Below are 9,359 nucleotides of genomic sequence, written 5' to 3' on the forward strand. Positions count from 1 at the left end.
CACAAGGCCGGGAATGACGGTTGGAGTGAAGGAGGCCGGGGGTGATGGTCTGAGGGAAGGCGGCGCCTACTCCCGCGGGCTGCCGGCGGCGTCCTCGCTGCCGGAGCGGTAGCGGAAAGTGCCTTCACCGGCTGCAATCAGCGTGCCGTCGGGACCGAACACCTCGCCGGCACAGAAGAATATCTTCCGGCCGCCGCCGCGCACGCGGGCCACGGCGCGCAGGGTGCCGGCGCTGGCCTGGCCCAGATACTGCGTTGTCAGCGACAGGGTGACAGCCTTGCGCACCCGCGCCGGGTCCGGGCAGTAGCAGCCGGAAAAGCCGCACACCGTGTCCAGCAGCGAGGCCGCGACGCCGCCATGGATCACGCCGGCGCGGTTCAGATGCTTGGGTTCGACGTCCATCTCCAGCGCGGCGTAACCCTCGCGCCATTCGACCAGCCGATAGCCCATGGTCTGCTGAAAGCCGGAGGTCGGCTCCAGGCCGATCAGGGTTTCCATCAGCCCGTCGGCGGGGGCGAGCAGGGTGCTGTCGTCATTCATGGCGGCGGTTTCATCCGGTTAGGGGGAGCGCGCGACAGGCGATGTTGCCTAATCGCTTGACCATCAAATCGCATGTGTACAGTCTAGCTTGTACGCAAAGCAAACAGGTTGATCGGTGTAAACGCCGACATCTCACCAACTCTCCGGACAGGGAGCAACAAATGCGGAAATTCTTCTCTGCCATGGCCGTGGGCCTGGCGCTTACCGGTATGTCGGGCCTCGCCACGGCGCAGACCTGGGACATGCCGCTGCCGTACCCGGACAATAACTTCCACACCAAGAACACGCGCCTGTTCGCCGAGGATGTGAAGAAGGCGACCGGCGGCAAGCTGACCATCAACATCCATAGCGGCGCCTCGCTGTTCAAGATGCCGGAAATCAAGCGCGCGGTGCGCACCGGCCAGGCGCAGATGGGTGAAATCCTGCTGTCCGCTTATGGCAACGAGAATGCGGTGTTCGAGGCCGATGGCGTGCCGTTCCTGGCGGTCGGCTATGACAATGCCTGGAAGCTCTACCAGGCGCAGAAGCCGGTGCTGGAGAAGCTGCTGGCCGAGGAAGGCATCAAGCTGCTCTATGCCGCTCCCTGGCCGGGCCAGGGTCTGTTCGTGCAGAAGGAGATCAGCTCGGTCTCCGAGATGAAGGGCGAGAAATTCCGCGCCTATAACGCCGCCACCTCGCGCCTCGCCGAGCTGCTGGGCGCGGTGCCGACCACGGTGCAGTATGCCGAAGTGCCGCAGGCTTTCTCCACCGGCCTCGCCACCTCGATGCTGACTTCGGCGGCGACCGGCGTGGACGTGAAGGCCTGGGACTTCCTGAAGGTTTTCTACCAGACCGATGCGATGCATCCGAAGAACATCGTGTTCGTGAATCAGCGCGCCTTCGACGGGCTGGATAAGGCGAGCCAGGATGGGCTGCTGAAAGCGGCCGCCGAGTCCGAGAAGCGCGTCTGGGAAGCCAGCAAGAAGGAAGCAGAGGCCACGGTGAAGGCGCTGGGCGACAACGGCATGAAAGTGCTGAAGCCGGGCGCTGAGCTGCAGTCCGGGCTTGAAAAGGTCGGCGCCACCATGGTGAAGGAATGGACCGAGAAGGCCGGCGCGAACGGCAAGACGATCGTCGATTCCTACAACAAGATGTAATCGGCTGACAGGGGAGCGGCCGGGGCGGACGAAAGAACCGCGCCGGCCGCTTTTGCTTATTCGCGTCCCGCTGCAACTATTTTCCAGGTGGTGATGCCATGCGCACCGCGCTCGATCTCCTATACAAGCTCTGCGGCTATCTGGCCGCGATCTGCCTGGCCGGCATCGGCGCGCTGATCATGGCGCAGATCATCGGCCGCTTCTTCGGTCTGCTGGTGCCGTCGGCGAACGAGATCGCCGGCTTCCTGATGGCGGCCTCCTCCTTCCTGGCGCTGGCCTATTCCTTCCGCGCCGGCACGCATATCCGGGTCAATCTGTTCCTGCTGCGGCTTTCCCCGGCGAGCCGGCGCTATGTCGATATTCTCTGCCTCGTGGCCGGCACGGTGCTGATGGGCTATTTCGCCTGGTACACCTGGGTTCTGGTGCAGGATTCGATCCGCTACAAGGAGGTGTCCGACGGGCTGGTACCGGTGCCGCTGGCGATTCCGCAGGCGGCGATGTTCGCCGGCATTCTGGTGCTCGCCATCGCCTTCGTCGACGAGCTGGTGTCCGTGTTGCGCGGCAACAAGCCATCCTACGACGACGAGGCCGATCTGGTGCTGCCGAGCGAAGGGCATTAGGAGAGCGCCATGGACCAGCTTTATCAATCGATCCTGCTGATCATCCTGCTGCTCGTCTTCCTGGCGGGCGGCTTCTGGGTGGCGATGTCGCTGCTGGCCATCGGCTTCGTCGGCATCGCCGTCTTCGCCAGCGCGCCGCCGGGCATCGTGATGTCCACCACGGTCTGGGGTTCCAGCGCAAGCTGGACGTTGACGGCCCTGCCGCTGTTCATCTGGATGGGGGAAATCCTGTTCCGGACCAAGCTGTCGGAGGACATGTTCCAGGGGCTGGCCCCTTGGCTGACACGGCTGCCGGGGCGGCTTCTGCATGTGAATGTGCTGGGCTGCGCGGTGTTCGCCGCCGTTTCCGGCTCCTCGGCCGCGACGGCGATGACCATCGGCAAGATGTCGATCCCCGAGCTTTCCAAACGCGGCTACGACGAAAAGATGACCATCGGCTCGCTCGCCGGGTCGGGCACGCTGGGCCTGCTGATCCCGCCCTCGATCATCATGATCGTCTATGGCGTGGCGGCGGAAGTCTCCATCGTGAAGCTGTTCATCGCCGGCGTGCTGCCGGGCGTCCTGCTGGCGGCGTTGTTCATGGGCTATCTGGCGGTGTGGGCGACCATCTTCCCCAGCCGCACCCCGCCGGCCGATTTCAACATGACCTTCCGGGAGAAAATCTACGCCTCGCGCCGGCTGATCCCGGTGATCCTGCTGGTCATCTTCGTCATCGGCTCGATCTATTGGGGCTGGGCGACGGCGACCGAGGCCGCGGCCTGTGGCGTGGCCGGAGCGCTGATCCTCTCCCTGGTCACCGGTTCGCTGACCTGGAAGAGCTTTATGGAGAGCCTGATGGGGGCAACCCGCAGCTCCTGCATGATCGCCTTCATCTTGGCCGGGGCGGCCTTCCTGTCGGTGGCGATGGGCTACACCGGACTGCCGCGCACGCTGGCGGAATGGATTCGCGACATGCAGCTCTCGCCCTACATGCTGCTGGTGGCGCTGACCATCTTCTTCATCATTCTGGGCTGCTTCCTGGACGGCATCTCGGTCGTGGTGCTGACCGTGGCGATCATTTTGCCGATGGTGGAGGCGGCCGGCATAGACCTGCTCTGGTTCGGCATCTATGTCGTGCTGGTGGTGGAGATGTCGCAGATCACCCCGCCGGTCGGGTTCAACCTGTTCGTCCTGCAAGGGCTGACCGGACGGAACATCCTGTACATCGCCTATGCCGCTCTGCCCTTCTTCATCCTGATGGTGATCGCGGTGACCCTCATCACCATCTTCCCGGAGATCGTCACCTGGTTGCCGGATCGCTCATCGATGCGGGGATAGCGCTGGCGTCGGCCTCGACTCCCGGCCCTTCGGGCTTGATCCGAAGGGCCGGGGAGTGACGTTAGGGACGGGGTCTCACCCGGCCGGGTACAGCCCCTCATTGATCGCCAGGCGGCGCAGCAGGGCGTAGATCAGATCGATCGACGGCGTGTCGATTCCCACCATATCGCCCAGCTCGGTCACCACGCCGATGATCGGCTCGACCTCCAGCGGGCGGCGGGCCAGCAAATCCTGCAGGGTGGAGGTGCGGAAATCGAGCAGGCGCGGTCCCTTCGACAGGCGTTCCTCGACGCTGAGCGGCACGGTGGAGCCGAGCGCGTTGGCCACGGCTTCGGCTTCCGTCATCATCAGCCGCATGTAATTCTTCAGCACCGGATCGGCATAGAGATCGCCCATCGTCGCCTTGGTCAGGGTGCTGAGCGTGTTAGAGGTTATGTTGCCCAGCAGCTTCGACCAGACCAGGTCGCGGATGCGGTTGGAGGTAACATGGCCGATGCCGGCGCGTTGGAACAGCTCGATAATGCGGGCGAGGCGCGGGCTGTCGCTGCCATCCGGCTCGCCCAGTTCGAATTTCTCGCCGCCGGTGACGGTCACTGTGCCCGGCGCGGTCACTTCCGCGCCGATATGCACGACGCAGCCGATGGCGCGCTGCGGGCCGATGATCTTCCAGATCGCCCCTTCGGGGTCGAGACGGGCGATCTGCTTGCCGTCATGCGGGCCGCCCAGCCCGTGGAAATACCACCAGGGAATGCCGTTCAGCGCGAAGACGACCATCGTGTCCGGCCCCAGAAGCGGGGCCATGCCGGCCGCCGCCTGGCCGACGCCATGCGCTTTCACGGTACAGATAACCAGATCCTGCACGCCGGCCTCGGCCGCATCGTCGGTCGCCTTCGGGCGCACGGTGAACGGGTCGCCCTGGCGCAGCGTCAGCCCGTCGCGGCGGATAGCGGCCAGATGCGGCCCCCGTGCGATCAGGGTCACATCCTCGCCGGCCTGCGCCAGCTTCGCGCCCAGGAAGCCGCCGACCGAGCCGGCGCCGTAAATGCAGATCTTCACCCCAAAGCCTCCATGTTTATGTTATGCGCGCTTTCTAGACCGCCCGAGCCTGCGCCGCAATGACGCCATAGATCATCGGCTTATTTGCACTTCTGACATGCGATGCACCGCCATTGACGGCCTTGCCGCCAGGGCGGCACTGTTCTAGCTAAGAATCATTAAAGAAATTCCGGGAGCGATCGATGGACGCCACGGCCAGCCTGCCGCGCAGCGACACCAAAGTCATCGGGCTGATCAGCACGGCGCATTTTCTCAGCCATGTCTACATGCTGGTGCTGCCCCCCCTGTTTCCGCTGCTGAAGGACGTCTATGGAGTCAGCTTCGCGGCGCTGGGGCTGGCGCTGACCGTGTTCAATGTCGCCACCGGGCTGACGCAGGCGCCGATGGGCTTCCTGGTGGACCGGTTCGGCGCGCGCGCGATCCTGATCGCCGGGCTGATCGTCGAGGCCATCGCGATCGCCGCCATCGGAATCTTTCCCAGCTATTGGGCGCTGATCGCCTTGATGGCGGTCGCCGGCCTGGCCAATTCCGTCTATCACCCGGCGGATTACACCATCCTGTCGGCGTCGGTCGGCCAGCGGCGTATGGGGAGGGCCTTCTCGATCCATACGTTCGCCGGCTATTTCGGTTTTGCCGTCGCGCCGCTGACCATGGTGTTTCTGCTGGATATCGTGGGCTGGCAGATGGCGCTGGTGATCGTCGGCGCGGCCGGCCTGGCCGTTGCGCTGGTGCTGGCGGCCTTCGCCTCGGTGCTGCGCGAGGACGCGCCGGACGCCGCCGCCAAGCCCGCGCCGACGGCGGCTGCCGGCCCGCAGGGCATGAAGCTGCTGCTCAGCCTGCCCATCGTCATGGGGTTCCTGTTCTTCGTCGGCATTGCCATGACCAATGGCGGTTTCACCAGCTTCGGCGTATCGGCGCTGGTGTCGATCTACGATGTCGCCATCGTCGATGCCAGCGCGCCGCTGACTTCCTATCTGTTCGCCAGCGCGGCCGGCGTGCTGGCCGGCGGCTGGCTGGCCGACCGGACGGAACGCCATTCCCTGGTTGCCGCCGGCTGCTTCATCCTTGTCGGGCTGCTGGTCGCCTGCGTGGCGGCATTCGATCTGACGCTGATGGCGGTGACCGTGCTGTTCGGCCTGGCCGGCTTCTTCAGCGGCATGGTGGCCCCGTCGCGCGACATGATGATCCGCTCCGTCACCCCGGCCGGCTCCACCGGCAAGGTGTTCGGCTTCGTGTCCACCGGCTTCAACCTGGGCGGGGCGATCACGCCGCTGGCCTTCGGCCTGCTGCTCGACCGGGCCGATCCGAACATGCTGTTCTGGGCGATCTCGGCGCTCAGCATCGTCACCATCCTGACGGTGCTCAGCGCCGGCAGCATCGGCCGGCGCAAGGCGGTCTAGGCGCGGTGCTGAGCCTGTCGCTCGCGGTGCCAGACATAGAGGCCGCTTAAGGTCACGATGCCGGCCCCGACGACGGTCAGCGCATCAGGAAGGTCGCCGAACAGGATGAAGCCCAGCAGCAGCGCCCAGATCAGCTGGCTGTAGCTGAACGGCGCCAGCGCCGACGCCTCGGCCAGCAAATAGGCCTTGATCAGCACCAGGTGGCCGATGCAGCCCAGCCCGCCGATCAACGCGAAAAGCAGCCAGCCGCGCAGCGACACCTCCGTCCAGTAGAACGGGGCGGCGAGCGAGGCGAGCGCCGCGCCGATCACGGCTGTGTACAGCAGCATGCCGGTTGGATCCTCGGTGCGGCCCAATATCCGGGTAATCAGCGAGAAGAAGGCGAACATCAGGGCCACGCCGAGAATGTAGAAAGCCGCCGGGTGCATCGCCCCCAGCCCCGGCCGCAGGATCACCAGCACGCCGGCGAAGCCGATCACCACCGCCGCCCAGCGGCGCGGCCCCACCTTCTCCCCCAGCATCGGCGCGCTGAGCGCCACAACCAGCAGCGGCGCCAGGAAGTTGATCGAGGTCGCCGCCGCCAGCGGAATATGCTGGATGCCAAGGAAGAAGAAACCTGTCGAGCCCAGCAGCAGCAGGCCGCGCAGACTTTGCAGCGCCGGTCGGCTGGTGCGCATCAGCTTGAGGCTGCGTCCCGGCCCCAGCACCAGCAGCATGGCCAGCAGATGGAAGCTGTAGCGCGCCCACAGCACCTGCGGCATGGCGTGATCGCGGAGCAGAAACTTGGCCGTCGCATCCATGCAGGAGAAGCAGCCGACCGCCAGCATCAATAGCAGGATGCCTTTGGCGTTGTCGGTTTCGGGACGGCTCATATGGGACAGCCTAGCTGTCGTTTTGGCAGGCGTCGCCTGCCACCTGCGCATGCCGCTATGCAACAGCGTTTGCTTGGTCATCATATCGGCGTAATTGTGAGGGGTTATCATTTCTTCCGGCCCGCCATCGGCCGGCTGGTCCCGCTGCCGTGAAGCTTGCCCATGTCCTACGATCTTTATGATTACGACCGGCGCTATCGTCGGCGCGCCTGGGGGCGGGCATTCCGCATTCTGTTGTTTCTGGCGGTGCTGGGCGGGATCGGGCTGTTCTGCTACCAGCTTGGCATCGAGGATCGACGCGCCCAGCTCGACCGGCTGCGCGAGGAGCAGGTCGAGTTGCGCGAGCGTGCCGAGGTGCTGGCGCAGGAGTTGGAGACGGCGCAGGAACAGGCGCGCGTCCAGCAACGTCAGATCGCCAACTGGCAGAAACGCTTCGAGACGGAGGTGCCGCGCCAGGAGCTGCGACCGCTGATGGCGCTGATCGAACAGCGCCTGAAGGATGGCGTCACGCTCGACCGGCTATCCTTCGTGGTCGGCCAGGCCAGCAGCAGCCGCGATTGCCAGGCCGCCGAGACCAAGCGCTTCCTTGTCCGCACCCCGCTGACCAACAGCGCCAATTCCTACGTCGCTTTCGCTAATAACACGCTAACGGTCAGTGCGATGGGCGAATCGGCGCTGGACGCTAGCGGCCGGCCGGAAGCCTGGTTCGACCAGTCAAAGCCGCTAACCCTGACCATCACCAAGATCGGCGGCGAGGAAAAGGTGGCGACCGGCGTGCTGCCGCTGACCCAGTCGATCGTCATCGGCGCGGTCGAGCACCGGTTTTCCCTGATTGCCGGCCAGCGCGGTTTCGTCCAGGTTACCGCCGACCGCTGCCGTTACCCCTGATCGAGGCTTTCCATGTCCGACCTGCCGGAACGCGACCGGCGCGCCGCGCTGGCGGTGCTGCTGATCGTCTCGCTGGGCGCCGGGCTTATGATCGGCATCACCATGCCGCTGCTGACGCTGCTGCTGGAACTGCGCGGCACCGACACCATGCTGATCGGCTTGAACGCCGCGATGTCGACCTTTGCGATCATCGTCTGCGGACCGTTGCTGCCGCCGATGGTTCGCCGCTTCGGCCTGCTGCCGGTAATGTATGTTGCGATCGGGTTCGGCATTCTGGTGCTGTTGGCGATGCCGGTCTTCACCAGCCTGCCGGCCTGGTTCGTGCTGCGCTTCGCGCTGGGCATCTCCGTCGGGGTGGCGTGGATCGGCAGCGAGGCCTGGTTGAACGCCATCGTCACCGAGCGTAATCGCGGCAAGCTGCTGGGCCTTTACGTCACCTGTTTCGCTGGCGGCTTCGCCATTGGCCCGCTGATCGTCGGCGTGACCGGCTTCGAGGGGGCGACGCCCTTCCTGGTGGCGGCCGGCTTGCTGGCGCTGTCCGCCCTGCCGCTGCCGCTGGCGCGCCATGCGCTGCCGCCAGTGCCGGCGCATGGGTCGGCCAATATCGTCCGGCTGGTGGCGCTGGCGCCCACGGTGATGCTGGCCGCAGCTGTAAGCGGCCTGTCGGACGCCACCATCTTCGCGCTGCTGCCGGTCTATGCGCTGCGCGTCGGTTTCGCGCCGGAGACGGCGGTGCTGCTGCTATCGGTGTTCCTGGCCGGCAATCTGGCGCTGCAGGTGCCGCTGGGCTGGCTGGCCGATCGGATGAACCGGCGCAGCCTGCTGGTGATCTGCACCGGCGCTGGGGTGGCGGGGGCGGTGCTGCTGCCCGCCGCTATCGGCACGGTGCTGGTGTGGCCGTTGCTGTTCGTCTGGGGTGGCGTGGTGATGGGTGTCTATACAGTCGGGCTGTGCATGCTGGCGCAGCGCTTCCAGGGCGGCCTGCTGGCGGCGGGGAACACCGCCTTCGTGATGCTGTACAGCCTGGGCAGCGTCGCCGGGCCAAGTCTCGGCGGTGTCGGCATGGATATCTGGAATCCGCACGGGCTGCTGATCGTGCTGGTGCTGGCCGGTATCTGCTTCATCCTGGTGGCGCTGCTGCGCGCCCGCCGCGTCACGACGCCGGCAGGCTGACCACCTGGCAGAATTGCCGCTGCGCCTCCAAGGTGCCACAGGCGCGGACGGCCTGCTCACGCGTCGCATAGCCGCTGGCGATCAGCCTGATGAAGCTGCCGCGCCCATCGCCGGCATCGAATTCGGACTTGATCGCCTTCAGCTTGCCCAGCGTGTCCGGGTGACGCTCCATCAATATCTTCCAGCCATTATCGGCCGCCGGCATGGCCCGGTAGGAGCCGACATGCAGGCCGAAATTCTCCTGCCCCGCGGCGGCGGGCGGCGGCGGCGGTTGATTGCTGGCTGCTGGCGGGCGCTGTGGCTGGGCGACGGCCGGGGTGGGCGGCTGCGCGGCCAGCGGGCGCGGCGCGCCAGCCG

General features: G+C 65.8%; 9 protein-coding genes and 1 pseudogene. 6 read left to right on the forward strand and 4 right to left on the reverse strand.

Annotated features, from left to right (window positions below; all coding sequences use genetic code 11):
* Window positions 1–66: 66 nt before the first annotated feature.
* Window positions 67–540, reverse strand: coding sequence for a PaaI family thioesterase (locus AUP43_RS02240; RefSeq protein ID WP_232314856.1), 474 nt, complete (start codon window positions 538–540; stop codon window positions 67–69).
* Between the two features lie 161 nt (window positions 541–701).
* Here AUP43_RS02240 and AUP43_RS02245 point away from each other — a divergent pair, with 161 nt between their 5' ends.
* The 3 genes from AUP43_RS02245 to AUP43_RS02255 all read left to right on the forward strand — a co-directional run bounded on the left by AUP43_RS02245 (window position 702) and on the right by AUP43_RS02255 (window position 3,613).
* Window positions 702–1,676, forward strand: coding sequence for a TRAP transporter substrate-binding protein (locus tag AUP43_RS02245; RefSeq protein ID WP_084462464.1), 975 nt, complete (start codon window positions 702–704; stop codon window positions 1,674–1,676).
* 98 nt (window positions 1,677–1,774) lie between these two features.
* A complete protein-coding gene (locus AUP43_RS02250; protein WP_067552088.1) occupies window positions 1,775–2,296 on the forward strand; it encodes a TRAP transporter small permease in 522 nt (173 codons plus the stop codon).
* A 9-nt stretch (window positions 2,297–2,305) separates the two neighbouring features.
* Entirely contained in the window at window positions 2,306–3,613 is a 1,308-nt protein-coding gene (locus tag AUP43_RS02255; protein ID WP_067552091.1) for a TRAP transporter large permease, read from the forward strand.
* A 75-nt stretch (window positions 3,614–3,688) separates the two neighbouring features.
* On the opposite strand, the gene AUP43_RS02260 is transcribed toward AUP43_RS02255, so the two are convergent.
* A complete protein-coding gene (locus tag AUP43_RS02260) occupies window positions 3,689–4,669 on the reverse strand; it encodes a ketopantoate reductase family protein (RefSeq protein ID WP_067552094.1) in 981 nt (326 codons plus the stop codon).
* Between the two features lie 182 nt (window positions 4,670–4,851).
* On the opposite strand from AUP43_RS02260, the gene AUP43_RS02265 reads away from it, so the two are divergent.
* Window positions 4,852–6,069 (forward strand): MFS transporter, encoded by a 1,218-nt coding sequence (locus AUP43_RS02265; protein ID WP_067552096.1) that lies wholly within the window; start codon window positions 4,852–4,854, stop codon window positions 6,067–6,069.
* On the opposite strand, the gene AUP43_RS02270 is transcribed toward AUP43_RS02265, so the two are convergent.
* Window positions 6,066–6,941: a DMT family transporter gene (locus AUP43_RS02270; protein ID WP_067552100.1), complete on the reverse strand. Its 876-nt coding sequence runs from the start codon at window positions 6,939–6,941 to the stop codon at window positions 6,066–6,068. The genes AUP43_RS02265 and AUP43_RS02270 overlap by 4 nt on opposite strands.
* Before the next feature lie 162 nt (window positions 6,942–7,103).
* On the opposite strand from AUP43_RS02270, the gene AUP43_RS02275 reads away from it, so the two are divergent.
* Both AUP43_RS02275 and AUP43_RS02280 read left to right on the forward strand, forming a co-directional pair.
* Window positions 7,104–7,829: a hypothetical protein gene (locus tag AUP43_RS02275; protein WP_067552103.1), complete on the forward strand. Its 726-nt coding sequence runs from the start codon at window positions 7,104–7,106 to the stop codon at window positions 7,827–7,829.
* 12 nt (window positions 7,830–7,841) lie between these two features.
* The gene (locus tag AUP43_RS02280; protein WP_067552106.1) at window positions 7,842–9,002 is read left to right on the forward strand and encodes an MFS transporter; all 1,161 of its coding nucleotides are present in this window, start codon (window positions 7,842–7,844) and stop codon (window positions 9,000–9,002) included.
* Here AUP43_RS02280 and AUP43_RS02285 read toward each other — a convergent pair.
* A pseudogene (locus tag AUP43_RS02285) lies at window positions 8,983–9,359 on the reverse strand (SPOR domain-containing protein); the annotation flags it as partial. The gene AUP43_RS02280 and the pseudogene AUP43_RS02285 overlap by 20 nt on opposite strands.

The organism is Oceanibaculum pacificum (genome assembly GCF_001618175.1).
Classification (GTDB): Bacteria; Pseudomonadota; Alphaproteobacteria; order Oceanibaculales; family Oceanibaculaceae; genus Oceanibaculum; species Oceanibaculum pacificum.

Bases quoted from the DNA above. Each gene is read 5' to 3' on its own strand.
- AUP43_RS02240 (WP_232314856.1), bottom strand. From the start codon at position 540: ATGAATGACGACAGCACCCTGCTCGCCCCCGCCGACGGGCTGATGGAA.
- AUP43_RS02245 (WP_084462464.1), top strand. From the start codon at position 702: ATGCGGAAATTCTTCTCTGCCATGGCCGTGGGCCTGGCGCTTACCGGT.
- AUP43_RS02250 (WP_067552088.1), top strand. From the start codon at position 1,775: ATGCGCACCGCGCTCGATCTCCTATACAAGCTCTGCGGCTATCTGGCC.
- AUP43_RS02255 (WP_067552091.1), top strand. From the start codon at position 2,306: ATGGACCAGCTTTATCAATCGATCCTGCTGATCATCCTGCTGCTCGTC.
- AUP43_RS02265 (WP_067552096.1), top strand. From the start codon at position 4,852: ATGGACGCCACGGCCAGCCTGCCGCGCAGCGACACCAAAGTCATCGGG.
- AUP43_RS02270 (WP_067552100.1), bottom strand. From the start codon at position 6,941: ATGAGCCGTCCCGAAACCGACAACGCCAAAGGCATCCTGCTATTGATG.
- AUP43_RS02275 (WP_067552103.1), top strand. From the start codon at position 7,104: ATGTCCTACGATCTTTATGATTACGACCGGCGCTATCGTCGGCGCGCC.
- AUP43_RS02280 (WP_067552106.1), top strand. From the start codon at position 7,842: ATGTCCGACCTGCCGGAACGCGACCGGCGCGCCGCGCTGGCGGTGCTG.